General features: G+C 39.7%; 24 protein-coding genes. 18 read left to right on the forward strand and 6 right to left on the reverse strand.

The annotated features are described in order from the left end of the window. Positions 1–224: 224 nt before the first annotated feature. Positions 225–728 carry a DUF2004 domain-containing protein gene (locus AC07WY_RS19315; protein ID WP_494736935.1) on the forward strand — a complete coding sequence of 168 codons (504 nt, stop codon included), beginning with the start codon at positions 225–227 and terminating at the stop codon, positions 726–728. 155 nt (positions 729–883) lie between these two features. On the opposite strand, the gene AC07WY_RS19320 is transcribed toward AC07WY_RS19315, so the two are convergent. Then, on the reverse strand, positions 884–4,240 hold the full coding sequence (locus AC07WY_RS19320; RefSeq protein ID WP_494736936.1) for a DEAD/DEAH box helicase: 3,357 nt from the start codon (positions 4,238–4,240) through the stop codon (positions 884–886). 194 nt (positions 4,241–4,434) lie between these two features. On the opposite strand from AC07WY_RS19320, the gene AC07WY_RS19325 reads away from it, so the two are divergent. The 4 genes from AC07WY_RS19325 (at position 4,435) to vapC (ending at position 7,566) form a co-directional block, all read left to right on the forward strand. Beyond that, positions 4,435–5,598, forward strand: a complete 1,164-nt coding sequence (locus AC07WY_RS19325; protein ID WP_494736937.1) for an acyl-CoA dehydrogenase family protein — start codon at positions 4,435–4,437, stop codon at positions 5,596–5,598. Between the two features lie 72 nt (positions 5,599–5,670). Further along, positions 5,671–6,840, forward strand: a complete 1,170-nt coding sequence (locus tag AC07WY_RS19330; RefSeq protein WP_423853080.1) for an acyl-CoA dehydrogenase family protein — start codon at positions 5,671–5,673, stop codon at positions 6,838–6,840. 103 nt (positions 6,841–6,943) lie between these two features. Continuing rightward, entirely contained in the window at positions 6,944–7,174 is a 231-nt protein-coding gene (locus tag AC07WY_RS19335; protein ID WP_262086980.1) for an antitoxin, read from the forward strand. Next, the gene (gene vapC, locus AC07WY_RS19340) at positions 7,171–7,566 is read left to right on the forward strand and encodes a type II toxin-antitoxin system tRNA(fMet)-specific endonuclease VapC (protein ID WP_419337044.1); all 396 of its coding nucleotides are present in this window, start codon (positions 7,171–7,173) and stop codon (positions 7,564–7,566) included. Before AC07WY_RS19335 ends, vapC begins: the two co-directional genes overlap by 4 nt. An 81-nt stretch (positions 7,567–7,647) precedes the next feature. Here vapC and AC07WY_RS19345 read toward each other — a convergent pair whose 3' ends face one another. Then, complete coding sequence (locus AC07WY_RS19345; RefSeq protein ID WP_494736938.1) at positions 7,648–8,250, reverse strand: TetR/AcrR family transcriptional regulator; 603 nt, start codon at positions 8,248–8,250, stop codon at positions 7,648–7,650. Between the two features lie 166 nt (positions 8,251–8,416). Here AC07WY_RS19345 and AC07WY_RS19350 point away from each other — a divergent pair, with 166 nt between their 5' ends. The 7 genes from AC07WY_RS19350 (at position 8,417) to AC07WY_RS19380 (ending at position 17,794) form a co-directional block, all read left to right on the forward strand. Continuing rightward, complete coding sequence (locus tag AC07WY_RS19350) at positions 8,417–10,207, forward strand: acyclic terpene utilization AtuA family protein (RefSeq protein WP_494736939.1); 1,791 nt, start codon at positions 8,417–8,419, stop codon at positions 10,205–10,207. Between the two features lie 96 nt (positions 10,208–10,303). Continuing rightward, positions 10,304–11,215, forward strand: coding sequence for an SDR family oxidoreductase (locus tag AC07WY_RS19355; RefSeq protein WP_004817877.1), 912 nt, complete (start codon positions 10,304–10,306; stop codon positions 11,213–11,215). Then, positions 11,212–12,825, forward strand: coding sequence for an acyl-CoA carboxylase subunit beta (locus tag AC07WY_RS19360; RefSeq protein ID WP_494736940.1), 1,614 nt, complete (start codon positions 11,212–11,214; stop codon positions 12,823–12,825). The genes AC07WY_RS19355 and AC07WY_RS19360 overlap by 4 nt, the downstream gene beginning before the upstream one ends. A 105-nt stretch (positions 12,826–12,930) precedes the next feature. Further along, positions 12,931–14,088 (forward strand): acyl-CoA dehydrogenase family protein, encoded by a 1,158-nt coding sequence (locus AC07WY_RS19365; RefSeq protein ID WP_004817872.1) that lies wholly within the window; start codon positions 12,931–12,933, stop codon positions 14,086–14,088. A 14-nt stretch (positions 14,089–14,102) separates the two neighbouring features. Further along, positions 14,103–14,936 carry an enoyl-CoA hydratase/isomerase family protein gene (locus AC07WY_RS19370; protein WP_494736941.1) on the forward strand — a complete coding sequence of 278 codons (834 nt, stop codon included), beginning with the start codon at positions 14,103–14,105 and terminating at the stop codon, positions 14,934–14,936. Positions 14,937–15,030: 94 nt separating this feature from the next. After that, complete coding sequence (locus tag AC07WY_RS19375; protein WP_262086970.1) at positions 15,031–16,971, forward strand: acetyl-CoA carboxylase biotin carboxylase subunit; 1,941 nt, start codon at positions 15,031–15,033, stop codon at positions 16,969–16,971. Positions 16,972–17,128: 157 nt separating this feature from the next. Then, entirely contained in the window at positions 17,129–17,794 is a 666-nt protein-coding gene (locus tag AC07WY_RS19380; protein ID WP_494736942.1) for an RluA family pseudouridine synthase, read from the forward strand. 58 nt (positions 17,795–17,852) lie between these two features. On the opposite strand, the gene AC07WY_RS19385 is transcribed toward AC07WY_RS19380, so the two are convergent. Continuing rightward, positions 17,853–19,163, reverse strand: coding sequence for an MFS transporter (locus AC07WY_RS19385; protein ID WP_004817867.1), 1,311 nt, complete (start codon positions 19,161–19,163; stop codon positions 17,853–17,855). 137 nt (positions 19,164–19,300) lie between these two features. Next, positions 19,301–19,945, reverse strand: coding sequence for a PAQR family membrane homeostasis protein TrhA (gene trhA, locus AC07WY_RS19390; RefSeq protein WP_004817865.1), 645 nt, complete (start codon positions 19,943–19,945; stop codon positions 19,301–19,303). A gap of 101 nt (positions 19,946–20,046) precedes the next feature. Between trhA and AC07WY_RS19395 the strand changes: the two genes are divergently transcribed. Next, positions 20,047–21,297 (forward strand): class I SAM-dependent methyltransferase, encoded by a 1,251-nt coding sequence (locus AC07WY_RS19395; protein WP_494736943.1) that lies wholly within the window; start codon positions 20,047–20,049, stop codon positions 21,295–21,297. Positions 21,298–21,362: 65 nt separating this feature from the next. On the opposite strand, the gene AC07WY_RS19400 is transcribed toward AC07WY_RS19395, so the two are convergent. Next, positions 21,363–22,049 (reverse strand): hypothetical protein, encoded by a 687-nt coding sequence (locus tag AC07WY_RS19400; RefSeq protein ID WP_494736944.1) that lies wholly within the window; start codon positions 22,047–22,049, stop codon positions 21,363–21,365. A gap of 395 nt (positions 22,050–22,444) precedes the next feature. Between AC07WY_RS19400 and AC07WY_RS19405 the strand changes: the two genes are divergently transcribed. The 5 genes from AC07WY_RS19405 to AC07WY_RS19425 all read left to right on the forward strand — a co-directional run bounded on the left by AC07WY_RS19405 (position 22,445) and on the right by AC07WY_RS19425 (position 25,641). Continuing rightward, complete coding sequence (locus AC07WY_RS19405; protein ID WP_494736945.1) at positions 22,445–22,885, forward strand: GNAT family N-acetyltransferase; 441 nt, start codon at positions 22,445–22,447, stop codon at positions 22,883–22,885. 53 nt (positions 22,886–22,938) lie between these two features. Next, the gene (locus AC07WY_RS19410) at positions 22,939–23,847 is read left to right on the forward strand and encodes a pyridoxal-phosphate dependent enzyme (RefSeq protein ID WP_494736946.1); all 909 of its coding nucleotides are present in this window, start codon (positions 22,939–22,941) and stop codon (positions 23,845–23,847) included. A gap of 76 nt (positions 23,848–23,923) precedes the next feature. Then, positions 23,924–24,583 carry an HAD family hydrolase gene (locus AC07WY_RS19415; RefSeq protein ID WP_494736947.1) on the forward strand — a complete coding sequence of 220 codons (660 nt, stop codon included), beginning with the start codon at positions 23,924–23,926 and terminating at the stop codon, positions 24,581–24,583. Next, positions 24,580–25,263 (forward strand): hypothetical protein, encoded by a 684-nt coding sequence (locus AC07WY_RS19420; RefSeq protein ID WP_494736948.1) that lies wholly within the window; start codon positions 24,580–24,582, stop codon positions 25,261–25,263. Before AC07WY_RS19415 ends, AC07WY_RS19420 begins: the two co-directional genes overlap by 4 nt. Next, a complete protein-coding gene (locus tag AC07WY_RS19425; protein WP_494736949.1) occupies positions 25,264–25,641 on the forward strand; it encodes a hypothetical protein in 378 nt (125 codons plus the stop codon). 19 nt (positions 25,642–25,660) lie between these two features. Here the strand turns inward: AC07WY_RS19425 and AC07WY_RS19430 are convergent, their stop codons facing one another. Beyond that, positions 25,661–26,524, reverse strand: coding sequence for a patatin-like phospholipase family protein (locus tag AC07WY_RS19430; protein ID WP_434279587.1), 864 nt, complete (start codon positions 26,522–26,524; stop codon positions 25,661–25,663). Positions 26,525–26,529: the final 5 nt, after the last annotated feature.

The raw sequence follows: 26,529 nt of genomic DNA on the forward strand, positions 1-26,529 counted from the left end.
CTCTTAGCGCTGATGGTAGTGTGGGGTTACCCATGTGAGAGTAAGTCATCGCCAGCTTTTAAATCTAAAACACCCCGGTCTCTAGCGAGAGCGGGGTGTTTTTTTATGTGCGCTATTGGAATATCTGGAAGAACGAAGTATAAAATCTAGATCAAGAATTTTTTATCATTAAATGATAAATTAATTGCTTTACCTAACATGAAAAAAATATAGGAATATAAAAAATGTCAGAATACACCTTGCCGCATTTTGGAATACTGCAATTAGAATCACTAGAAGAATATTATCAAGTTGATCTTGAGCTTAATGGCAAAGCTGTTCAAGTTGATTTAAATTTTGAAGCGAATACTTTGGATGTAGAAACTTTTCAACGAGTTAAGTCTTTTATTGAAAATATAGAAAAATTTGATCAAAAAAACCAAGATTATATTCAACAAGATTTTGAAAATGAAAGGGAAGGGACTGTTAAAGAATATGTGGATTTTCATATTGAAGAATTAGGCGATGATTTCTTAGAAAAAATTGGAATTTCTAATCCAATAGACAAAGCACAGCAGTTTTTAACCAAATTATATTTAACAAGAGTTGGGCTTTATCCAGATGGAAAATATGATACATCATATTTTGCTGTCTTTGATTACACTACAAATAGAGACTTAACTGATCAGTTAATCGTCGTTAAAACAGATGATCATGGTAATTTGGATCATTTAAGTTGGGAAAGCTAACGATGCAGTAAAGTGAAACGGCCGTATTCAGAAGTCTATAGATTCTAAAACAATGTAGGAATAAAAAACAAAACCCCATCATGATGACGGGGTTTTCTTCGTATTGATGCGTTAGATCTAACTTTTGTTAAATTTTACACCTTATCTTTAAAGTTTCAATCCAACAAACTCATGACATCATCTTCAGACAATTTCACTTCATTTTCATGATCAATACTTAGAATAGATTTGGCAAGATCAGCTTTATTTTTCTGTAAGGCTAAAATCTTTTCTTCAATACTTTGGTTGGTAATCAACTTATAAACGAATACAGGTTTATCTTGACCAATACGCCATGCACGATCAGAAGCTTGATCTTCAGCCGCTGGGTTCCACCAAGGATCATAATGAATCACTGTATCAGCAGCAGTGAGATTAAGCCCAACACCACCTGCCTTTAAACTGATGAGGAAAACAGGAATATCGCCTGTTTGGAATGCTGTGATCACTTCATCACGCTTCTTGGTTTGTCCAGTAAGTTTTACATTTCGAATATTTAAGGCTTTTAAATGCTCTTCAATGAGTTGTAGCATCGTAGTGAATTGAGAGAAGATTAAAATCTTACGTCCTTCCTCAACCATATCTTGAACCATTTCCAATAAATGATCTAATTTTGCTGATTCAACATTTTGATTTTTGACTTGATCAAGTTGTAAAAGGCTTGGATGGCAGCAAACTTGTCGAAGTTTAAGCAATGCGCTTAAAATTTGAATCTGACTACGATGGAAGCCTTTAGCTGCAATCAACTCACGAATATTCTTTTGCATTGTTGCACGAACAGCTTCGTAGAGCTTGGATTGCTGTTCATTCATATCAATATTGACTTCAATCGTGGTTTTTTCAGGAAGCTCTTTCGCCACCTCAGTTTTTAAACGACGCAACATAAACGGTTTAATACGAGAAATGAGTTTGGTTTTAACCTGAAGATCTGCATGTTTCTCGATAGGATTGCGATATTTTTTATTAAACAATTCCTGACTATATAAAAAACCAGGCATCAAGAAATGGAACAATGACCATAATTCGCCCAAATGGTTTTCCATCGGTGTACCAGTTAAGCATAGACGATGTTTTGCTTTGATTTGCCGCACCACTTGAGAGGCTTTGGCGCGTGGGTTTTTAATGTTTTGCGCTTCATCCAAAATCAATAAATGATATTGATAGGGCAGTAAAAATTCTTCATCACGGCCCAAAAGCGGGTAGGTACTGAGCACAATATCTACGTTTTTAATCTCTTGAAAATGCTCGACTCGATCATGTCCTTGTAAGACCAAAACTTTTAATTCAGGGGTGAATTTCTCAGCTTCTTTACGCCAGTTATGCATTAAAGAGGTTGGTGCAATAATCAAGGCTGGGCGTTGATTTAATCGGCCTGCCTGCTTTTCTAATAGAATATGTGCAAGTGTTTGTGCTGTTTTACCGAGTCCCATATCATCGGCAAGGATACCGCCATGTTCAGTTTCGCGTAAAAACTGTAGCCATGCTAAACCTTGTTGTTGATATGGTCGTAGTTCGCCTTGGAAACCTTGTGGTGTACAGATTTGATCTTGATAACTATTTTGAAGCTTTTCAGCAAATATTTTCAGGCGTTCGTTGGTGCGCCAAGGCATGTCCAAATGATGCTGTAAATCTAAGAATTGAGCGGCATCGTATTGATCTAATGTTGCAGATTCAGGATGTCGTAAAATTTCTTTTAAATAGATCAGAATGGGCTTAATTTCTTGATTTCTAAGCGCCAGTTGTGTTTGAGCTTCTCTTAAATGAACAATTAAGAAGCTGTCACTGTCCATTTTTTCAATATAATCATCTTCTAAAAGATGTGGATTGTGCTGTATCGCATAGCCAAGAAGATCAATCAGGTTATAGGTGTTGCCATTCATATCCTGAATCGTCGCACCGACATTAAACCAGTCTTGTTTTTTTTCAGATTCATTTAATGAGAGTTGCAGGTTTTGTGTTGCACTTAAATTGAACTGACTATCTAGGGTATGTTCAACTTTCCAGCCGAGACCTTCGATTTTATTTTCAGGAACTAGCTGCTCAACCCAAGCCATGGGATCTGCATAAACAATTGAATTTTCAGTGATGTCATCAAAAGCAGGGCGTTTGCTTTTTGGTAGCTTGCTAATCCGTTGCATGGATTTAACTGAATGAATTAATTCATCAATATGTTTCTTTTCAGCAACTAAATCGCGTTGTTGGCGAACCGCTTTTTCATCAATATTGATAATGAAACTGTCATCAGGGAAACCCGCTTTAATTCGTCCAGCTGAGTATTCAAATTCAATTTCAGCAATTGCATAATGATGCATATGACCAAGACGATCATATTGCGGATGTGTTCCAAAACGTAAAATAGGTGAGGGTTTGCCTTTTAATATTTCTATACTTTGTGTAAATGGCGCTTGAGGTAAATCTTCAAAAAATGCATAGGGTTGAATCACTTGCTCAAATTCAGCCATTAACTCCACAGGCATTTGTGGCATATTCAGCAATTCTTCGATCATTTCACTAGAATATAAAGACTCAAGTACACCGACTTGGTTTTTAAGGGTATCGAGATAACTTAATGGATGAGAATGAATAATATAAATTTGTTCAGCATGGTCAGGTGAAATTTCTAGATGATTTTCATCAAAAAATTGTGCTTTAAGTTTCTCTGTTTGTTGTTCTGTACGCGTTTGCCAGTTGAATTCAATTTTATAAGCTTGATCAGACCATGTTAAAGGTAATCTTTGTACATCTAGTGCGTAACAAGCGCTACTTTGAATAGCCGTTCTTAGATGTTCTTGATAGATTCCTGAAATATCCCATGACGCTGGATAAAAATGAACATCGCTAAAATTTAGCTTAGCGAAAAAGTACAAATGACTAAAGATTTTCTTTTCTTCTTTACTCACTTTAAGACGTTCATTTAATACATTGTCATAACTGGTGTAGAGCGCGGTATCTCTAATTTTTCCATCTTTGTTACGACGAACTTTAAAAACACTAAGTTGTAATTTGGCGGTGGTATTTTTTGGTTGGAAAATATAAATGAGTTGGTGCTGTACTGGCGTTTCAGTGCGTTGAACTTGTGCCAATTGTTGTTTAAATTGAGCGAGCCAAGCTTTTGCCGTGGTGTGGGTAGAACTATTTGTTGTGGTTTGAGCTTGGTCTAATGGGTTTAGTTTTTGACGTGCGGTTGGGTTGGAAAGCTGTTGATCATAAAAATAACGTGCAAGTGCAGCCGAATGCTTACAATCGTAACCAACAGGGCAACTACAGTCGGTATCCACAATTTTATTTGTTAAAGGATTATAGATAACAGCCGTTTCATAATAATCCGTTCCCTGAATTTGTGCTTCGATGACTAAATTATCCCGATCAGGGTAGACCTCTAAGGATTTTAGATCAATTTTTTTGACATAACTCAAGCTTCTTTGAATGGTTGCAGGGTTAAAACGTGATAAAAATTGATTCAATGTCGCCATTATTTATAGAGCTAAAAATTAAAAGGAAATTACTAACAGTGTAACGGATTTTTGATCATGAATCTGAAATTAATATATGAGTTTTGATCAAAAATGACATGTTTTTAAATACAAATTGATCGTTTCTGCAACTTTAAATTAAATAAAATCTGTCAGTATAAGTTTTTCAAAATAATGCTGGGAAGCAAATCAAGATGAAGCATAATCCAATTTACTATACAGATCAGCATTTTGCATTTGCAGATTCCATTCGAAAGTTTGTTCAAAAAGAATTAATGCCACATATCAATCAATGGGAAGAGGCAGAAACCTTTCCAAAAGAACTTTATAAAAAAGCCGCAGATATCGGCTTATTGGGGATAGGTTTTGACGAAAACTATGGGGGAATTCCAGAAACCGATGCTTTTCATGTGTTGTTGTCTTCGATTGAGTTAGCCAAAACAGGTTCAGGTGGTTTATGTGCTTCCTTATTGTCACATTCGATTGGCGCACCTCCAATCAATCATTTTGCTTCAGATGAGATTAAACAAACTGTATTGACTCAAATCTTGGCAGGGGAAAAAATTTCAGCGTTGGCGATTACTGAACCCACGGGTGGGTCTGATGTAGCAGCACTTAAGACCAAAGCTGTACGGGATGGTCAAGACTATATTGTCAGTGGCGAAAAAACCTTTATTACATCGGGCATTCGTGCTGATTATTATACAGTTGCGGTACGTACAGATCCTGATGCCAAAGGCCCGAATGGTATCTCAATGTTATTGATGGATGCTCATAGTGACGGCATAAGCAAATCAAAACTCGACAAAATGGGATGGTGGGCTTCGGATACGGCTCATCTCCATTTTGATCAAGTTCGTGTTCCTGCAAGCAATTTGTTGGGAGCAGAAAATATGGGTTTCCTTGTGATTATGAATAACTTCAATATGGAGCGGTTTTTTCTTGCTGCCAGTAGTTATGGTTTTGCATTAGCCTGTTATGAAGAAGCATTGGAATGGGCACAAGAACGTAAAACCTTTGGTAAACGTTTAGTTGATCATCAAGTGGTTCGGCATAAATTAGTCGATATGGCCACTCGCTTAACTACAACACTTGCTTTGTTAGAGGATACTGCTTATCGCTTAGGGAAGCCTGAAATGCAGGGCAATGAGTTGATTGCGCAAATCTGTATACTTAAAAATGTAGCCACTCAAACTATGCAATTTTGTGCCGATGCAGCGGTACAAACGTTAGGGGGCATGGGCTTTATGCGAGGCACTAAGTCTGAACGGATTTACCGTGATGTAAAAGTCAATATGATTGGTGGTGGGGCGGAAGAAATTATGAAAGACCTCGCGAGTCGTCAATTGGGCTATTAGAATATCGAGAATGGATTAAACTAGAACTGTACACAATAAATCGCAATAAAAATAAGCAGGGAACAACAAGATATGGATCATTTAAATAACCCGATTTACTACACCGCTGAACATCGTGCATTTGCAGACAGTGTGAAGAAATTTGTTGAAAAAGAGATTTCTCCTTTTGTCAATGAATGGGATGAGGCTGAAACTTTTCCTCGTGAACTTTATCAAAAGGCTGCTGCAATTGGTCTATTGGGTTTAGGCTTTGATGATGAGCATGGAGGAATCTCAGATGCAGATGCATTCCATGTGTTCTTAGCCGCAGTTGAAACAGCCAAAGCTGGCTCTGGTGGTGTACATATTTCTTTGATGATTCATACCATTGGTACACCACCAATTCATCATTTTGCTCAGCCACATATTCGTGACAAGGTGATGCCACAAATTATTTCAGGCGAAAAAATTTCTGCACTTGCGATTACCGAACCAAGCGGCGGTTCTGATGTTGCTGCATTACAAACCAAAGCAATCCGCGAAGGTGATTTTTATCTGGTCAGCGGTGAAAAAACCTTTATTACTTCAGGTATGCGCGCAGATTATTATACGGTTGCGGTGAGAACCGATCCTGAAAATAAAGGTGCGAGTGGTATTTCGATGCTATTGGTTGATGCACATAGTGATGGCATCACTAAATCACCTTTAAAGAAAATGGGCTGGTGGGCATCGGATACTGCTCATTTGCATTTTGACCAAGTCAAAGTTCCTGTAGAAAATCTTCTTGGTGAAGAAAATGCTGGCTTTAAGGTCATTATGAAGAACTTCAATATGGAGCGCTTTTGGTTAGCCTCTATGGCCTATGGTTATGCCTTGGTCTGTTATCAAGAGGCTTTAGAATGGTCTAAAGCGCGGAAGACTTTTGGAAAACGCTTAGTTGATCATCAAGTGGTACGTCATAAGTTGGTTGATATGGCCACGCGTTTAACCACAACACGGGCATTATTGGAAGATACTGCGTATCGTATGGGGCAAGCTGAGCTACAGGGCAGTGATTTAATTGCACAAATTTGTATGTCAAAAAATATCGCAACTCAAACCATGCAGTTCTGTGCAGATGCAGCAGTGCAGACTCTAGGTGGCATGGGCTTTATGCGAGGGACTAAATCCGAGCGTATTTATCGTGAAGTCAAAGTAAATATGATCGGTGGCGGTGCTGAAGAAATCATGAAAGATTTGATTAGTAAGCAGTTGGGGTTTTAATGACAAATTTTTAAGTGATAAAAACTTACAATGTTGGTTTTTGCTGAAAAAATAACCATGGTATGATATATACCAATGGTTATTATCAATTTGAGGAGTCCTTATGGAAGTAGCAAAAATTTTTCAATCAGGACGTAGCCAAGCTATTCGTTTACCTAAAGCATTTCGTTTTGAGGGTAAAGAAGTTGTGGTTAAACACTTTGGTAATGGTGTTTTGCTATTACCTTTAAATAATCCTTGGGAAATTATGCAAGAAGCTGTGTTTGAGTTTGAAGATAATTTTTTGTTTGAGCGGGAAGATCAAGGCATTCAAAGTCGAGAAGAATTATTGTGATTTACTTACTTGATACCAATATCTGTATTTATATTATTAACAACAAACCAGCACATGTATTTGAAAAATTTAAACAATATCAATCAGGTCAGCTGTCAATTTCAAGTATTAGTGCTTCGGAGTTGGCTTTTGGGGTAGAAAAGTCAGGGTCTCTGCGAAATAAAAATGCTTTGGATAAATTTTTAGCTCCTTTAGATGTTCTTCCCTATGATGAAAGTGCAATTTGGCATTATGCAAAATTAAGACAATCATTACAGTCTAAAGGACAAATGATTGGTAGCTTAGATATGTTAATCGCAGCACATGCGCTAGCATTAGATACTGTTTTGGTGACAAATAATATGAAAGAATTTGAACGAATTGATGGATTAAAATTAGAAAATTGGGTTTGAACGTTAATTTTTGAAAGAATTATCTACTTATTAAGTAAGTTGAATCATCTGTTCACCTCAAATTCTTATATTACGTTTGTATTACTTATGAATCGCCATTTCCAAAACGATTTCAGTCAGTTCATCTAAGCTCATTTTACCATTGGGATTATACCAAGTGACGGTCCAAGCAATCGCACCGCCCAACAAACGGCGCCAAATAAAAGCATCATGCTGAATTTTGCCGAGGTCGCGTAATTTCTCAATCACAGCGAACCAGATATCCTCATAATTATTTCGCAGTTTAAGAAGTTCATCTTGCCGTTGTTTTGACAACGCAAACCATTCATAAACTAAAACAGCCATGGCTGAACCGGTATCTCCAGTAATCGAAATTAACTCAGCTTTGATCAAGTATTTTAACTGTTGTTCAGCATCATCCGATTTTTGGATTGCATCAAGCATACGGGCATGATTGTAAATAATGGTTTCATGCATGACATTGGCAAGAATATCATCCTTGCTTTTAAAATGATGAAACAAGCTACCCGATTGAATTCCAATAAAATTTGCTAACTCACGAACTGTAGTTTTGGCATAACCTTGCTTATGAAATAAATAAGCAGCACCAAGTAATAAACGACCTTTAGGGCTGTCATCAAAACATGCGATTGGTTGGATATCATCGATTGAGTGAGCAATCATCGGATCATTTTTTCCATAAAGTTAAGCAAATAATTCATTGTTTAAAACGTGTTTTAGCACATTTGCCAATTCAGGATAACATTTCGCCCTTTACAAACCAAGCGCTTGCTTGGTAGATTGATGTATAAATTTTATTCAGAACAATGAAAACAAGATAGGTGTGAAAATGGAAGATCAGCGTATTGTGAAAATTGGATGTGCTTCAGGTTTCTGGGGGGACACCAATACCGCAGCATTTCAGTTGGTACATTTGTCTGACATTAATTATTTGGTTTTTGATTATCTTTCAGAAATCACCATGTCTATCATGGCAAAAGCGATGATGACCAATCCAGAACATGGTTATGCTTTGGATTTTGTCAGTAGGGTGATGACACCGCTGCTTAAAAAAATCAGTGATAAAAAAATAAAAGTGATTAGCAATGCTGGTGGTGTCAATCCATTGGCATGTCGTGATGCCTTGCAGAAAGTACTTGAAGCACAAGGATTGGATTTAAAAATTGCAGTGGTATTGGGGGATGACCTATTGCTACAACAAGCCAAATTAAAAACACAAAATATTAAAGAGATGTTTAGTGGCGAAGATTTGCCTAGCCAATTAGCCAGTTGTAACGCATATCTAGGAGCTGTTCCAATTCGAGACGCACTTGATCAAGGTGCAGATATTGTCATCACTGGGCGAGTGGTAGATTCAGCTGTGGTGCTTGCACCTTTGTTGCATGAATATCAATGGTCCTTAGAGGATTATGACAAGCTGTCCCAAGGTTCTTTGGCAGGGCATATCATTGAGTGTGGTGCACAATGTACAGGTGGCAATTTTACAGATTGGCGCTTAGTACAAGGCTTTGACAATATGGGGTTTCCAATTGTTGAAGTGAAAGCAGATGCATCATTTATTGTGACTAAACCCAAAGGAACCGGTGGACTGGTTTCGGTTGCAACTGTTGCTGAACAAGTTGTCTATGAAATTGGCAATCCGCAAGCGTATTTACTGCCCGATGTTACTGCAGATTTTAGCCAAGTGAAATTAGAACAGGTGGGTGAAGATCGAGTTTTAGTGATTGGCGCAAAAGGTAGAGCACCAACACAACAATATAAAGTCAGTGCAACCTATCCCGATGGTTATCGTGTTTTGGTGAGTTTTCTAATAGCAGGACGCGAAGCCCCTGAAAAAGCCCAAGTAATTGCAGATGCAATATTAACTAAGTGTGAGCGTGTTTTAGCATTACGTTCAGTTCCACCATTCTTAGAAAAATCAGTTGAAATATTGGGTATTGAAAGTACCTATGGCGCAAATGCGCAGCAGATCAATAGTCGAGAAGTGGTTGTCAAAATCGCTGTAAAGCACATGTTTAAAGAAGCATGTATGTTCTTTGCTTCTGAAATTGCCCAAGCATCTACCGGAATGGCTCCTGCATTGGCTGGAATTGTTGGGGGGCGTCCCAAAGCTTCTCCTGTGATTAAGTTGTTCTCGTTTTTAGTGGATAAATCAAAACTAAGTGTTGTGATCGACATCAATGGTCAGCGTCAAAATATACAGATTCCATCAGGTTGCTCAGATCAATCTTTTGATGTTGTTGCAGTGGGTGAGGTTGCTCAATTTACGGGTCAAGAGATTGAAGTTCCTTTAGTTGAAATTGCCCATGCTCGGAGTGGCGATAAAGGTAATCACAGCAATATTGGAGTGATCGCACGTCAGCCTGAATATCTACCTTGGATTCGCGCCAATTTGACTGAGGAAAAGGTCAAAGAATATATGCAGCATGTTTTAGACCCTGAAAAGTCTAAAGTGATTCGTTATGAAATCACAGGGTTTAATGCCTTAAATTTTATGCTGGAAAATGCCTTAGGTGGTGGAGGAATTGCCAGTTTACGTATTGATCCACAAGGTAAAGCTTTTGCACAGCAGCTTTTAGATATGCCAGTCAAAATCCCAGCGAGTTTAAAGTCCTTCTAATCCTTGTTTACGAACGTGGGGCGAATTCCTCGCTTTTTAAAAGGGAGCTTGGAGCAGGATTTAAGCAAGTTAAAAGACAACAATTTGGATATAAAAATGCATTATCACTCAATATTTAGATCGGATGCTTTTCAGGACCAAGTCATCATTGTGACCGGTGGTGGTTCGGGTATAGGACGCTGTACTGCTCATGAACTGGCAGCTTTAGGGGCTCAAGTGGTGATTACAGGGCGGAAAATTGAAAAGCTGGAAAATGTCAGCAAAGAAATCATCGAAGATGGTGGCAAAGTTCATTTTATCGTTTGTGATAATCGCGAAGAACACAACGTGAAAGAGATGATTGCTGAAGTGATTGAAAAATTTGGCAGACTCGATGGCCTTGTTAATAACGCTGGCGGTCAGTTTCCCTCAAATTTAGAAGGCATTTCTGCCAACGGTTTTGATGCTGTGGTACGCAACAACCTACATTCAACTTTCTACTTAATGAAAGAAGCGTATAACCAATGGATGGCAAAACATGGTGGCAGTATTGTCAATATGGCAGCCGATATGTGGGGTGGCATGCCGGGGATGGGACACTCTGGTGCAGCCCGTGCTGGGGTAGATAATTTAACCAAAACAGCAGCGGTGGAATGGGGGCGTTCTGGGGTACGTGTTAACTGTGTTGCACCTGGTTGGGTTGTTTCTTCAGGAATGGACAATTACACCGGTGATTTTGCCAAATTTATCATTCCAAGTTTGGCGGGGAATGTACCATTGAAACGGATGGGGACAGAGTCTGAAATTTCTTCAGCGATCTGCTATTTGCTTTCAGAAGCAGCAGGTTTTATTTCTGGCATGACGATTCGTATTGATGGCGCTGCGTCCTTAGGCACTCGAATGTATCCATTGGCAGATGCTTCGAATAGCGAGTCGTTTAATGGCTTCCATCGTGCCTTTATTCCAGATGTATTAAAACAACAATTGAGTGATCAAACCAATAACCAGCAGACAGGAGAAAATTCATGACTGTTCTCCAATCCGAAATTGCAGTTGGCAGTGAGCAATTTGAACAGAACAAGCAGGCATTACTTGCTCAAATTGCCGAAGTACGCGCAGTACAAAATAAGAATATTGAAAAATCATATGCAGCCAAACCCAAATTTGACAAGAAAGGTAAAATTTTACCGCATGAACGTGTCCGTTTAGCTCTTGATGCTGATTCACCATTTGTAGAACTGTGTGGTTTGGTGGGTTATGCCATGCATGATGATAAAGATGGTTCAGATGCAGGTGGTGGGATTATTTCAGGGATTGGTTTTGTCAGTGGTGTTCGTTGTCTGATTTCGGCAAGTAACAGTGCAATTAAAGGCGGAACAATGTCACCGATGGGGGTACAAAAAACCTTACGTTTGCAGGCGATTGCTTTTGAACAGAAATTACCAATGCTGACTCTCACTGAAAGTGGGGGGGCCAACTTAAATTACGCTGCTGAAGTGTTTACTTATGGTGGAATGACCTTTGCCAATCAGGCACGACTGTCTGCTGCAGGCTTACCTCAAGTCTCCGTGGTACATGGTAATGCAACAGCCGGTGGAGCGTATCAACCGGGTTTATCTGATTATGTGATTGCAGTTCGCAAGCAAACTGAGATGTTACTCGCAGGGCCACCTTTACTTTTGGCGGCAACAGGAGAAGTGGCAACAGCAGAGGAACTCGGTGGTGCAGAAATGCATGCACAAGTTGCTGGAACAGCAGAATTTTTAGCCGAGAATGATGCCGATGGGATTCGTATTGCCCGTGAGGTTTTTGAGCATCTTAACTGGAAAGAACAAACTCAAAAGTTAAACTTAAGCTATAAAGAGCCACGTTATTCTGCTGAGGAGCTGTTAGGGATCATTCCTGCAAGTCCGAAGCAGCCTTTTGACATGAAAGATGTGATTGCACGAATTGTTGATGACTCTGAATTCTTTGAAGTAAAACAAGAATATGATGCATTGACTGTGTGTGGCTGGGCAAAAATTGGTGGGTTACATATCGGAATTATCACCAACAACGGACCGATTACCCCACAAGGCGCCACCAAAGCTGCACAGTTCATTCACCTCTGTGAACAGACCAAACGCCCATTACTGTTTTTACATAACACCACAGGCTTTATGGTCGGAACTGATGCTGAACAGAACGGCATTATTAAGCATGGTTCGAAATTGATTCAGGCCGTTGCCAATACCACTGTACCGAAAATTTCTATCGTTGTGGCCGGTTCCTATGGCGCGGGCAATTACGCGATGTGTGGACGTCCATTATCACCGCAATTTATTTTTGCATGGCCAAACTCGCATGTGGCGGTGATGGGTTCAGCTCAGGCTGGCAAGGTATTACGTATCGTAGCGGAAGGAAAGCAAAAAGCTTCAGGGATGGAGCCTAACGAGCAGATGCTAGATTTCTTAGAGCAAAGTACAGCAGCAAAATTAGAACAGCAGTCAACCGCCTTATTTAATACGGCCATGTTGCATGATGATGGAATTATCGACCCGCGTGATACACGCAAAGTCCTGATCTTCTTATTAGAAACAATTTATGAAGCAGAACATCGCAAACTAAATCCAATACGATTTGGTGTATCGAGGCTTTAAAAATCCTCGCCCTTGCGAAGCTCATCATTCCTCATCTTTTAAAAGTGGGGTGTTCTCCGCTTTATTAAAGCGAGTTAAAGAAGATTAAATTTAAGGAAAAAAACAATGAAATTTACAACAGAGCATGAAGCACTACGCCGTACCACACGTCAATTTGTTGAGACTGAACTCAATCCTTATATTCCGACATGGGAAGCTGAAGGGCGATTTCCTATTCATGATGTGTTTAAAAAACTGTCGGATTTAGGTTTGCTGGGGATTTGTAAGCCTGAAGAAAATGGCGGATTAGGCTTAGATTATTCTTATAACCTTGTGGTTGCAGAAGAATTAGGGCGAGCCGCCTGTGGTGGCGTACCTTTGGCGATTGGTGTGCAAACGGATATGGCAACACCAGCCTTAGCGCGCTTTGGTAGTCAAGAATTACGAGATGAATTTTTAACACCAGCAATTGCGGGTGAATATGTTGCTTCGATTGCTGTATCGGAAGTACATGCAGGTTCAGACGTCGCAGCCATCAAAACCACCGCAAAAAAACAGGGTGATGATTATGTGATTAATGGCAGCAAAATGTGGATTACCAACTCCCTACAAGCTGACTTTTTTTGCTTATTGGCCAATACCTCTGATGATAAACCGCATGTCAATAAGTCCATGATTATTGTTCCTGCAAAATCCGCAGGCATCTCTTTCTCTGAACCGCTTAATAAACTGGGAATGCGTTCAACCACAACAGCAGAAGTCTACTTTGACAATGTTCGTGTACCACAACGCTACTTGGTGGGCGCAGAAGGTATGGGCTTTATGATGCAAATGATGCAGTTCCAAGAAGAACGAATGTGGGCGGCTGCCAATGCAATTGGTGGTTTGGAAAATGTCATTCAACAAACCATTCAATATACCAAAGAACGAAGCACCTTTGGACAACCATTGATTAATAACCAATATGTACATTTCCGTTTTGCTGAGTTGATGACCGAAGTGGAAGCTTTACGTGCCTTAACCTATCGTGCTTGTGAAATTCATATTGACGGCGGAAACGCAACAGAAATTGCCTCTATGGCAAAACTTAAAGCAGGTCGTTTGACGCGAGAAGTTGCGGACAGTTGCCTACAGTTCTGGGGTGGAAATGGTTTTATGTGGGATAACCCCGCTTCTCAGCTGTATCGTGATGGCCGTTTAGGTTCGATTGGTGGCGGTGCAGATGAAATTATGCTTGGAATTATTTGTAAGTTGATGGACATCCTTCCATCTAAACGTCAATAACAAGGAGAATAAATATGGCACTTTCGCAATCTCTAACAACACAACAATTTGATCGCAGTATTGAGCTTGAGCAAGAAGGTAGCATTTTAACCCTATGGCTTAATCGACCTGAGAGTCGCAATGCCATGAGTTTGAATATGGTCAAAGCGATTCAACAGGTGTTTAAAACGATTCAAGATGACATCACTATTCGTGCAGTCATTTTACGCGGTAAAGATGGACATTTTTGTGCAGGCGGCGACATTAAAGATATGGCTCAACTGCGTGGTGAGGCCACCAATGTTGGTTCTAATAAGCCTTATGTTGATTTCAATCGTCAATTTGGGCATATGCTGGAGCAAGTGGATCAAGCGCCACAAACTGTTGTCGCAGTTTTAGAAGGTGCGGTATTGGGTGGTGGTTTTGGCTTGGCCTGTGTTTCAGATATTGCAATCAGCCTTGCCGATGCCAAATTTGGTTTACCTGAAACAGGATTAGGGGTTATTCCCGCACAGATTGCCCCATTTGTGGTAAAGCGAATTGGCTTAACTCAAGCGCGTCGTTTGGCTTTACTTGGTGCGCGTTTTGAGGGGCATACCGCATTGAAGGTTGGTGTTGTACATGAAGTGGTTGAGAATGAAAAAGCACTGGAAGTTTTATTGATCGAAACCATTCAGCAGATTAAACGTACTGCCCCACAAGCGTCTCGTGTGACTAAAGCTTTATTGCACCGTACTTTAAATGAAGCTTTGACGCCTTTATTGGATGATGCTGCGCAGCAATTTGCCAATGCTGTAGGGGGGGAAGAAGGTATAGAAGGCACAATGGCCTTTATCCAAAAGCGTCATCCAAATTGGTTTGATGCATAAGTCTGACAATGCGGATCACTGATCTTGATTGAGATCGGTGTGATTCAACCAAGATAATCAAGTGAATATAAAACCAAAAATAGGGAAAACGAGAATGGCATTTTCAAAAATATTGGTGGCGAATCGTGGTGAAATTGCTGTTCGCGTGATGAAAACAGCAAAAGCAATGGGCTATCAGACTGTGGCTGTCTATTCAGATGCAGATCGTTATGCACGTCATGTACAGCTTGCAGATGAGGCTGTATATATTGGTGCTTCAAAAGTTTCAGCGTCCTATTTATCTATTCAAAATATTATCGAAGCATGTAAAAAAACGGGGGCTGATGCTGTTCATCCCGGTTATGGTTTCCTTTCTGAAAATACCGATTTTGCAGCAGCTTGTGAGAAAAATGGAATTACCTTTATTGGCCCACCTGCACCTGCAATTGAATTGATGGGCAGTAAACGCCTGTCAAAAATTGCCATGATTCAGGCGGGTGTACCATGTGTACCAGGCTATGAAGGTGATCAGCAAGATATAGAGTATTTAGAACAACAAGCCAATAAGATTGGTTATCCACTGATGGTCAAAGCTTCAGCAGGCGGTGGTGGGCGCGGTATGCGTCTGGTACAGCAATCTGCTGATATTGTTGAAGCCTTAAAAACAGCGCGCTCTGAAGCAGAAAATGCCTTTGGTTCAGGTGAGCTGATTCTTGAAAAAGCTGTGATTGCTCCACGCCATGTTGAGATACAGGTATTTGGCGATACCCACGGCAATTATGTGTATTTATTTGAGCGTGATTGTTCGATACAGCGTCGTCATCAAAAAGTGGTTGAGGAAGCTCCATGCCCAGTGATGACTGAAAGCTTACGCCAACAAATGGGTGAGGCTGCTGTTGCAGCAGCGAAATCATGTGATTATGTCGGTGCAGGAACGGTTGAGTTTCTATTGGATCAATCAGGTGAGTTTTATTTCCTCGAAATGAATACACGTTTGCAAGTTGAGCATCCAGTAACAGAGCTGATCACGGGTTTAGATCTGGTGGAATGGCAACTGCGTGTGGCCAATGGTGAAACCTTGCCCTTACAACAGTCTGAACTGACCTTGTCAGGGCATGCGATAGAAGTTCGCTTATATGCAGAAGACCCACGCCAAGACTTCTTGCCACAGACAGGTCAAATACAGCGCTGGCAAGCTGCTGATTTACCCAATGTTCGAATTGATCATGGTTTGTTGCAACAGGATGAAATTAGTCCATTTTACGACCCAATGGTGGCAAAAGTCATTGCATATGGTCAAACCCGTCAGGATGCCATTCGGCTCTTGGCGCGTGCTGTAGATGATTGTGTATTGTTGGGGGTAAATAGTAATAAGCAATTTTTAGTGAATTTGCTTAGACACCCTATTATTGTCAAAGGCGACACCAATACCGCTTTTATTCAGGAACATTTCCAAACAGATGCCAGTTTACATAAACAGGCTTTGGGCTTAGAACACCTAGCTGTTGCTGCGGCACTGTTGACCAATGCTTCCAGTCAAAGCAGTTGGAATACCGGAATTGCGTTATCTTTACCTTTAAAACTCAAACATGATGATCAGTTATTACAGCTTTTAGTGAAACGTGATCAAAACCAAGTGAGCGTTGAAATTTGTGGGCAGACACTTGGGATCAGCATTATTGAACAGCAAGCAGAAAAATTCATTTATGCGGTGGATGGTGTACGCCGTTCGATTGACTATGTCTTAGATGGAAATCAGCTGTATTTAGATGCGGTAAATGGCAATATCAGCATTGAAAATATCACCTATGCAGCACCTGAAACTTCCGATGTCGCAGGCGATGGTCACATTCGTGCACCAATGGATGGTGCGATTATCAATATCCTGGTAAATGCGGGTGATACGGTGACTAAAGGTCAAACTTTGTTGATTTTAGAAGCGATGAAGATTCAGCAACAGATTAAGTCTGATGTTGATGGGGTCGTGAATGAGATTATTGGGCAAGTTGGACAACAGGTAAAGAAACGTCAGTTGGTATTGAATATTCAGGCTTGATTGATCGGATTAAACGTATTGTATAGGGACTTAAAAACTTCAATATTCTCGTGTATTGGAGTTTTTTTGATTGCTGAAAATAATAAAGCATGTACATGCTTGACAGCTTTTTAGTCTATTGTTATTTTTCGGCAATTCTTCTCAATATGCGATCCACATGCCGATTGATGATGGCTTTGTTTATCAGCCTCCTTTAGATCCACTTGACATTATTTTTGAAGATAATGACTTTGTTGCCATCAATAAACCCGCAGGGTTACTTTCAGTTCCGGGGCGTTTGCCTGAACATCACGACAGCGCTTATTTTCGAGTATTGGCAATATATCCAAATGCCAAGATTACCCATCGTTTGGATATGGCAACCTCGGGCATTCTGTTGTTCGCCAAACATCGCGATGCAGAAGTTGCTGCAAGTAAAATGTTTCAGGCGAGAACTGTTAAAAAAAATTATATTGCTTTGGTGCAAGGGCAAATCAATAGCAATGGTCGTGTGGATGTGCCTTTGATTACCGATTGGGAAAATCGTCCACGCCAGATTGTGCATTTTGAGTTAGGCAAACCCGCACAAACTTTATTTGAATCTGTAAGCTATGATGCTGAAAAGGATGTAAGTCGGGTGCTACTTACACCGATTACAGGACGTTCTCATCAATTACGGGTGCATATGCAATATATCGGGCATCCGATTATGCGCGATAAGCTTTATCATCCTACGCCGTATAACACCGATTTAGCGCGTATGGCATTGCATGCAAGCTATTTGTCTTTTATGCAGCCTTTTAATAATCTACTGGTTGAGATTGTATCTGAGCCTGAGTTTTAGCATTTGGCTAAATCAAAAAAGCCTGCAAAATTGCAGGCTTTGATCATTGAGAGGGGGATTAAACTTGGTTGTTAACATCATCATGTTTTGTTTCACGAATGGCCAAGAATGCCAACAGTGAAAGAATGGATGCTGCTGTCAAGTAGTAACCCACCGCTTGTAAGCCATATTTAGTTGCAAGTTCAGTTGCAATCAGAGGTGCAAAAGATGCGCCCAAAATACCTGCCAAGTTAAAGGTTAATGCAGAGCCTGTATAACGCACAGAAATCGGGAAAATTTCAGACAAGACCGTACCAATTGGACCGTATGTCATTCCCATCAATGCTAAACCTACACATAAGAACAAGAACACAATCACTGTGCTACCTGACTCAAGCATACTGGCAAATACTAAACCAAAAAGTGCAGAGGCGATACATACCCCAATAGAGGTTGCCTTACGCCCAAACTTCTCAGCAAATACAGCAGAAAGCGGAATAAAAGCAGCAAAACATAGTGTTGCGACCAGTTGCATTTCTAAGAATTCTGCACGTGAGTAACCCAGTTGTTTGGTTCCCCAGTTGAGTGCAAATACTGTTGTGAGATAGAACACCACGAATGTACACACCGCAGCAATTGTACCGAGGAAGAGCATTTTATAATGTTTGGTCACAACTTCTTTAAATGGAACATTAACTTCTTTTTGTTTGTCTAATACTTTTTGGAACGCTGGGGTTTCATGCAATTTTAAGCGAATATATAAACCCACAATCACCAATGCAGCACTTGCAAGGAATGGAATACGCCAGCCCCATTGCATAAAGTCTGCTTCAGACATCAATGCGCCAAGACCAAGGAATGAACCCGTTGCCAAGATAAAACCGATCGGTGCGCCCAGTTGCGGGAACATCCCATACCAAGCACGTTTGCCTTCAGGTGCATTTTCAGTTGCAAGCAAGACTGCACCAGACCATTCACCACCAAGACCTAAGCCTTGACCTAAACGACAAAGTGCAAGTAATAGCGGTGCAACGATACCAATCTGTGCATAGGTTGGAAGTAAACCAATACACACTGTTGAAACACCCATGGTCAATAAAGCCGCGACGAGGGTTGCTTTACGACCAATACGATCACCTAAGTGACCAAAGATTGCTGCGCCAATAGGGCGGGCAATAAATGCGATGGCAAATGTTGCGAGTGATTGAATTGTTGCCGTCATCGGATCTGTACTTGCAGGGAAGAACAGATGCGGAAAAATGAGGACTGCAGCAGTTGCATAGATATAAAAATCGAAGAATTCGATTGTTGTACCTACAAGACTTGCGAAAAGAACACGAGTCTTTGAATTTGTTTGAATTTCTGGAGTAGCAGTAGATAATGACGCCATGGTGAACCTTACACTTTTAAAAGTAAAACGAGTCTTTAAAGCGTAATCTTTTTAAAAAAGGCGTAATTTCTTAAAAAAACAACGAGATCAACCCAAATTCACTCCATCAGGGTCACTGAATTTTGAGTGTCTATGAATTAAATGACGTAAAGATAGATTGCAAGGAAATGTGATCCTGCACCGACCAAAACAAATATATGCCAAATAGCATGAGTGTATCTTACTCTTTTTAAGGCATAAAACAATGCGCCTATTGTATATGCTAAACCACCAATGACCAATAATTTTAATGCTTCTGGTTTTAAAAACTGTTGCATATCATCCATTACAAGCACGGCAAGCCAACCCATGACCAAATAAGCAATTAGTGAGATTTTTTCAAAACGATGAATGAATATTAACTTGAATAGTGTTCCAATTGCTGCGATGACCCAAAGTGCAATCAATAAATAATGTGCTTTTGCTGTTGGAATGGCAATTGCCAAAAAGGGCGTATAGGTTCCTGCAATTAAATAATAAATCGCGGTATGATCCAGCTTTTTATACCATTGGCGTTTCTTTTCATCGACAGAAAAATGATAAATTGCTGAACTGGAAAACAGTAAAATCATGCTTAGACCATAGACAAGCAATCCAAAAAATTGCCATCCATGCAGATAGTTGCCTTTAATCAGCATCAAAACAGTCGCTATAGCAGCCAAAATTGCACCGAATGCATGACTCAACGCATTAATACGTTCTTCTTGTGGTGCATAGATGTGAATCAATTTATCTGTCGACATTGGATCTTATTATCCTAAAAATACAACTGTATAGTAATGGAGTTTTACCTTTAAAGTAAGACGTCTTAAAATAGGTAACTTAATTAATACGAGTTTTGATTATGTCCAATGTGGCAAGCTTATCTGTTCAGGAACAACAATTTTTTGATAGCGTACAGCAAGCTATTGATAATCAAAGCTTAGATCGTTTGATTTTAAGTCAGTATAACGGAGAATTGGTTGATTTAGAGAAAATGACCTTTCGTGTCATTCAGCTACAGAATGAAACGGTTCTAAGCTGTCTATATCGTTATAAAACCAATGATATTACTAAAAACTATCCACTTACCCATGCGTTAACCACGATTCAGGGGCTGGCAGAGGATTGTAAACAAGCCAATTTATTTACCCATGAGGCTGAAACGCAGCTGAAGAAAAATAAAAAGAAAGCCTTGCTGACCGTCAGTAAAAATAAGCTGGATAAAACCGCTAAAAACCAACAACAAAGGCATGATCGTACAAAACATCGTTTTGTCGACCAAGAAAGTTATTTTCTCCAACCGCTCGGCATTACCGATGCCAATGCACAGATTATTCCAAGCATGGCACGTAAGTGGAAGCAGATTAACAAATTTGTTGAAATCTTTTCAGGTGCTTTGGTGCATATTCAACAGCCAGAGGCTTTAGCGCATGATGGAAAAACCAAAGATCAGGCTTTAAAAATTGTCGATTTTGGTTCAGGAAAAGGCTATTTAACTTTTGCTTTATATGATTATTTGGCAAAACAACATCAAACACCATTTGTAACGGGTGTTGAGCTGAATGACAAAATGGTGAAATTTTGCCAAGAGGTTGCGCAAAAGTCCGATTTTAGTCAATTGGATTTTTTCCAAGGTGATGTGAGAACGTATCATCCATCCCATTTGGATATTATGATCGCCTTACATGCTTGTGATGTTGCAACAGATTTTGCGATACATACAGGTATCCGTTTAAACGCTCAAATGATTATGTGTGCACCTTGTTGCCATAAAGAATTACGCCCACAATTGAATAGTCCACAAGTGTTACAACCGATGTTGCAATTCGGTATTCATGCAGGACAACAAGCTGAAATGCTGACAGATACCATTCGAGCTCTGTTGCTGAAAGCGTATGGTTATGAAACCAAAGTCTTTGAATTTGTGGCATTAGAACATACCAGTAAAAACAAAATGATTTTGGCAACCAAGCGTAAAGATTTCACTGCACCTGATCAAACAGTCTTAGATCAAATTCGTGCTTTAAAAGAGATGTATGGGATTCAAAAACAATCCTTAGAATTATTATTGAATGATCAGTGGGACCAGCAAGACATTGGCGCTAAGTGCTAGCGCGTTGTGAGGAGAGAACGCAGGTTTAACTGCTTTCTCTCTTGGTACTATTTAGATAAATTATTTTATTGCTGATTCATTTCATCAAGCTCAGCTTCGCTTGTGCCCGTGGTTTTTCGAGAAATGGTATCTGGAAAATATTGCGGATCATCCATTTCTGGAATCAATTGTTCACCCATTTTATGAATCAAGATACTGGTTTTTAATGTTTCTGTTGGGGCTTTAATCAGTAGTTCTGTCAAAAAGTCTGTTGCTTTAGCTGCAAATTGCGCATCACTTTCTTTGCTACCACGTTCAGGCATTTGAACATTGTCTAAATTAAGCACAGGGACTTTACAGGTTAACGGTACTTGAAAACTTTGACTATTTTCAATAATTTTACCATCCTGTTTGCAACTCTGATATGCAGCACTTTGAGCTTTCATTTGGCGTTCAAATGCTGGCGCAACAATTTTAAAATCGTTGGCATTAAATTGTTCTTTGAGTATTTCCACCATCTTTTCAGATGCAGTGGCTTGTTTTTCGCCACTTTCATCGCGGTTTTTTTTAGCTTCAGCTTCTGAGATACCTGCAATTGCGGCACTCATTTTTAAATTAAGCTGATCTTGATTTTGATCTTGAGAAAATAATCCAATCATACTTTTTGTGATAATGTTCACACGATCTAGCTCGGATGTTTTTGCATAAATACTTTGAGTCGTCAGTAAAATTGCGCTATAAATAAATACTTTAAATTTATGATTTAGAAACATAATTATTCTACAAGTTTAGTTAAGTTAGTGAAAGTGAACGCATTGTCACTGTGCATTACATGAGGGTCTGTTGACATTTCATAAATGGCTTGCGTTGTAGGTTAAAATTGAGCAGACAAGGCATGAAACGAAGAGAATAGCGAGACTATTTTCGAGTTTCATAACGTAGGCTGAGATAATTTTAGCCACAACCCTTCGGGACTAGCGTGTTTTTTGCCGCTACGTTGTTACCTTGCGAAACGATGTTTCTCATCATTTAGAATAACTAAATTTCGTATTTCGTGCCTAGTATCACCTAAAAAACACACGTAGTCGCAAACGTAGACGAATTGTCAGCAGACCCTAACATAATTGCAAGAATGAAGGATCAATTTCTCAACCATTAGGATTTAATAATGAGCCAATTTGTCATTCAATCTGGGCCGTGGAGTCAGCTTCAACACGATGCAAAATTGATTCGAAGCATGGTTTTTATCGAAGAACAAAACATCAGTGAAGCAGATGAATGGGATGAGCAGGATGCCATTTCATTGCATTTTGTTGTATATGCACAAGATCAACCCATTGCTACAGCGCGGTTATTGGAAAATAACAGTATTGGTCGAGTTGCTGTGTTGCAACAATATCGAGGTGAGGGGATTGGTAAACTGCTCATGCAACATATTATTCAAGTTGCAAAACAGCAAAATAGAGCATTTCTTCAATTATCTGCTCAAGTCTATGCAACACGCTTTTATGAAAACTTAGGCTTTCAGGTACAAGGTGAAGAATATTTAGATTGTGAGATTCCACATATCGATATGTGGTTAAGTTTAAAAATGACTGAATTGAAATAAACCCACATTGAAATAAGCCAAGATTGAAATAAACCAAGAGAATCGATTTACTCATGCTCAGTATAAAAACCCCGTTAATTCAATCTTTAGTTTTAAGCCAACTGAATCAATGTCAGGTGTGGTTAAAAATGGAAGCATTACAACCGTCGGCGTCATTTAAACAACGAGGTATTAGCCATGCCTGTCAAAAATATTTTGAACAAGGTGCCCAGCGTTTTATCAGTTCATCGGGTGGCAATGCAGGCTTAGCTGTTGCTTATACAGGTCGACAACTGGGTGTTCCGGTGACCGTCGTTGTTCCTGAAACCACAGCACAACGTGCGAGAGAATTAATTGCCCAGCAAGGTGCAGAGGTTATTGTACATGGCGCTTCATGGACCGAAGCCAATGCTTTAGCGCAGTCCTTATTAACACAGCATGATGTATTTATTCATCCTTTTGATCATCCACTGTTATGGGAAGGCATTATCCCGATGATTGATGAAGTCATTGCAGAAGGTGTTACTCCAGATGCGGTTGTCTTATCTGTGGGTGGCGGAAGTTTACTTTCAGGTGTTGCAGCAGGATTAAAAAAACATTGTTTAGCCCATATTCCAATTTATGCGGTTGAAACCCAAGGTACAGCATCCTTACATGCTTCGATTGTCGCTAAGCAACATGTTGAATTGGATCAAGTGAGTGGTATAGCAACAACACTTGCAGCAAAAAAAGTTTGTCAAAATGCATTTGAAGTGAGCCAAGAACTTGAAGTTCGTAGTTTGGTTGTTTCAGATCAAGACACTGTAGATGCTTGTTTAAAATTTGTGGATGATAATCGTATTTTGGTTGAGCCGGCATGTGGTGCAACATTATCAGTGCTTTATGATCAGGCGATTCAATTTAAACCCACTGATCAGGTCTTGGTGATTGTATGTGGTGGCGCAGGGATTACCCTAGAAACACTACAAGCATTCAATGGGTAGATCGGATTGAATAGATAATCAATGATCACAATCTATTGATCCTTTAGTAAGTCTTTTCGATTTAGAGGATGGTGAGATGATTCAAGTTGTACTTTTTGATTTAGATCAAACCTTACTTGATCGCACCTCCTCCCTAAAGGCTTTTTTAAATTGGCAGGTAAATTTCTTCGAGCTGGTTGCGATACAACAGAAACCACAATTTATTCAGCGTTTTATTGAGTTGGATAACAATGGTTCTGTATGGAAAGATCAGGTGTATGCTCAACTTATTCAAGAGTTTCAAATATCCAGTTATTCAACACAAGCGCTATTAGAGAATTATATTCAAGACTTTAATAAATTTTGTCGGAGCTTTAGCGATGTTGATCTGGTTATTTATAGCTTATTTAAGGCAAATTTTTCTCTTGGATTAATCTCTAATGGAAAGACACCTTTTCAGGAAGATAATTTCAAAGCCCTAGGTTTAAGTGAGTATTTTTCGAGTGTGGTTGTGTCAGAAGCTGTTGGACTGCGAAAGCCTCATCCAGAAATTTTCCAATTGGCATGTCAGCAGCTCGGTGTTATTCCTCAGCACTGCGTTTTTGTTGGCGATCATGAGATAGCAGACATTCGCGGTGCAAAAGCGTTGGGCATGAAAACGATCTTATTTGACCCTCAACAAAAATTAACATCGACACAGGCTGATCATCGTGTAAAGTCTTTTCAAGACATACTTAGTATTTTAAAAATAAAATGAAAAGATTATATAAGCACGGCATGGTAAAGTTTCAGGTTTTATTTTTATTTGGAGTAGTATCTCAATTCAGTGTATTTGCACAAGCCGAAACAGATAAACAACAACCGTTAGCCTATGAGTTGCAGGTGGAAACAAAGCCAAAAACTTATGATCCAGCGACACAGTCACGGATTCGGGTCTATCGAAAGGGTGCGACAAAAACTTTAATTCAACATTCATTTGATTGTGCAGGAAGAAAAGCTGGGATACGGGATTACTTAAGTGGGAATGGTGCATTATCTGCGCTAAAAGCGTATGCCAGAATCACCTTTAATATCGAAGAAGGGATGCCTCGTAGTGCGATTCAGAAAGAAGCTGAAAGCAATGCTATGCGAACCTACCAACTGATCTCTTATAAAGAGTTTATTTTAAATGCCGACCAACCTGTGAATTTATATGGTTTTGTATTTGGAGCGACTGATTCATCTCGGACAAAAGCACAAGTGATTGATCAATGTGTGGATGCTGTTGCTTCGTTCAGACCACAGGCTGGACACGATTATGAAATTTTAGGTAAATATCAAAATAACCAATGCCAATTTCAAGTATTTGATCTCAAAACCAATGATCAAATCCCTGTTTCTGACAAGCTTTATACTTGCCCTGAAAAGTCATGGAAGTTTTGGAAAAAGGATCAGTAAATGAAACGTGCAATACTTGGTATTTTTTTGATGATGGGTCTTATTGTACCCAATTTGACTTGGGCATCTTATGTCAATAAATGTCTCTTAACGGTTAAAGTCTTAGAAGAAACTTCAACCATGACGATGGCAATCAATGGGCCACAAAGTGAGTTTGAAAAAAGTAAATTGACGATGTATATCAAAATATTAAAAGCTGAAAAGAATGGAAGAGCTGACAGTGGATGTCAATCACTGGTCAATCAACGCATGCGAATTACGATTGAACAGCCACCTTTGACCAGTTTAGTCAAAGGGCAAGTTGTACAGGTAGAAAGCATCACTCAAGATGCTTTTCCACAAGAAGGATATGTCACGCAATACAAGCTAAAAAATTAGTCTGTTGGGAACTTCGCTTTTAGCCTTTGTGTGTGTTGCTCCAGTCTTCTATGGCTTTTTGTCCGCTTTCTAAGCCAACTTCATAGGTATATTGCAATTTGCGTTTATCTTTACATAAACGGCCTGCTAACTTTTTATTGTCAGGTGGGCAGACTTCCAAAATGCTTTGTTGCGTATTTTGGCGGATAAAATCGACAGTTTGGTTATAACGAGTACAGCGGTTTTTCAGACTATCTGCAAAGCCAGTATATTGATTAAGCAAATATTTTGCCAAGAATTGATCGGCTTTACTGCTGGCTTTAAAGTAATTTTGTGTACGGGTACGAATCACCAAGAGATTTTGAATATTTGCTTGTTGCGCTGCCCATTGAACAGGGAGGGCATCTGCGACACCGCCATCAAAATAAGGCTCTCCAAAAATTTCTACAGCCTGTCGTGTCAGATAGGGAATAGAACTAGAAGCACGTAATCCATCGATAATATTGTCTTTCCCAGCACGTAAATATTCAGGATAACCTGTACGAGCATGAGTCAAGACCATATAAAAGTCAGGATTTTGACTAAATAATGCCTGTTGATCTAGAGGATTCTCTTTCTCGACAATATTCCACATCCACTGCATATCCAGTAAATCCCCACCTTTAAAAAAGCGAGCATAACGAATAAATTCAGGTCGAAGTGAGTGGTCTAAATAGAGTTCGATATTGCGACCTTGTTGTCGAGCAAGGTAATTGGCGAGGTTTGTTGAACCAGAAGACACTCCAACAAAAAGATCAAAAGGGTTAAAATTTTGTTGTAGGAAAGCGTCAAGTACACCGCAGGTAAAAGCCCCACGCATACCACCACCTTCTACTACAAGCGCATTACGTGAATCATTGATCATAGATT

This window comes from Acinetobacter sp. GW821-FHT01C12, from assembly GCF_059422625.1.

What these genes read in the sequence shown, in the direction of transcription:
- AC07WY_RS19320 (WP_494736936.1), bottom strand. Translation starts at nt 4,240, where the DNA reads ATGGCGACATTGAATCAATTTTTATCACGTTTTAACCCTGCAACCATT.
- AC07WY_RS19415 (WP_494736947.1), top strand. Translation starts at nt 23,924, where the DNA reads ATGATTCAAGTTGTACTTTTTGATTTAGATCAAACCTTACTTGATCGC.
- trhA (WP_004817865.1), bottom strand. Translation starts at nt 19,945, where the DNA reads ATGTCGACAGATAAATTGATTCACATCTATGCACCACAAGAAGAACGT.
- AC07WY_RS19370 (WP_494736941.1), top strand. Translation starts at nt 14,103, where the DNA reads ATGGCACTTTCGCAATCTCTAACAACACAACAATTTGATCGCAGTATT.
- AC07WY_RS19330 (WP_423853080.1), top strand. Translation starts at nt 5,671, where the DNA reads ATGGATCATTTAAATAACCCGATTTACTACACCGCTGAACATCGTGCA.
- AC07WY_RS19350 (WP_494736939.1), top strand. Translation starts at nt 8,417, where the DNA reads ATGGAAGATCAGCGTATTGTGAAAATTGGATGTGCTTCAGGTTTCTGG.
- AC07WY_RS19380 (WP_494736942.1), top strand. Translation starts at nt 17,129, where the DNA reads ATGCCGATTGATGATGGCTTTGTTTATCAGCCTCCTTTAGATCCACTT.
- AC07WY_RS19325 (WP_494736937.1), top strand. Translation starts at nt 4,435, where the DNA reads ATGAAGCATAATCCAATTTACTATACAGATCAGCATTTTGCATTTGCA.
- AC07WY_RS19385 (WP_004817867.1), bottom strand. Translation starts at nt 19,163, where the DNA reads ATGGCGTCATTATCTACTGCTACTCCAGAAATTCAAACAAATTCAAAG.
- AC07WY_RS19400 (WP_494736944.1), bottom strand. Translation starts at nt 22,049, where the DNA reads ATGTTTCTAAATCATAAATTTAAAGTATTTATTTATAGCGCAATTTTA.
- AC07WY_RS19360 (WP_494736940.1), top strand. Translation starts at nt 11,212, where the DNA reads ATGACTGTTCTCCAATCCGAAATTGCAGTTGGCAGTGAGCAATTTGAA.
- AC07WY_RS19420 (WP_494736948.1), top strand. Translation starts at nt 24,580, where the DNA reads ATGAAAAGATTATATAAGCACGGCATGGTAAAGTTTCAGGTTTTATTT.
- AC07WY_RS19405 (WP_494736945.1), top strand. Translation starts at nt 22,445, where the DNA reads ATGAGCCAATTTGTCATTCAATCTGGGCCGTGGAGTCAGCTTCAACAC.
- AC07WY_RS19335 (WP_262086980.1), top strand. Translation starts at nt 6,944, where the DNA reads ATGGAAGTAGCAAAAATTTTTCAATCAGGACGTAGCCAAGCTATTCGT.
- AC07WY_RS19345 (WP_494736938.1), bottom strand. Translation starts at nt 8,250, where the DNA reads ATGATTGCTCACTCAATCGATGATATCCAACCAATCGCATGTTTTGAT.
- AC07WY_RS19395 (WP_494736943.1), top strand. Translation starts at nt 20,047, where the DNA reads ATGTCCAATGTGGCAAGCTTATCTGTTCAGGAACAACAATTTTTTGAT.
- AC07WY_RS19355 (WP_004817877.1), top strand. Translation starts at nt 10,304, where the DNA reads ATGCATTATCACTCAATATTTAGATCGGATGCTTTTCAGGACCAAGTC.
- AC07WY_RS19425 (WP_494736949.1), top strand. Translation starts at nt 25,264, where the DNA reads ATGAAACGTGCAATACTTGGTATTTTTTTGATGATGGGTCTTATTGTA.
- AC07WY_RS19410 (WP_494736946.1), top strand. Translation starts at nt 22,939, where the DNA reads ATGCTCAGTATAAAAACCCCGTTAATTCAATCTTTAGTTTTAAGCCAA.
- AC07WY_RS19375 (WP_262086970.1), top strand. Translation starts at nt 15,031, where the DNA reads ATGGCATTTTCAAAAATATTGGTGGCGAATCGTGGTGAAATTGCTGTT.
- AC07WY_RS19315 (WP_494736935.1), top strand. Translation starts at nt 225, where the DNA reads ATGTCAGAATACACCTTGCCGCATTTTGGAATACTGCAATTAGAATCA.
- AC07WY_RS19365 (WP_004817872.1), top strand. Translation starts at nt 12,931, where the DNA reads ATGAAATTTACAACAGAGCATGAAGCACTACGCCGTACCACACGTCAA.
- AC07WY_RS19430 (WP_434279587.1), bottom strand. Translation starts at nt 26,524, where the DNA reads ATGATCAATGATTCACGTAATGCGCTTGTAGTAGAAGGTGGTGGTATG.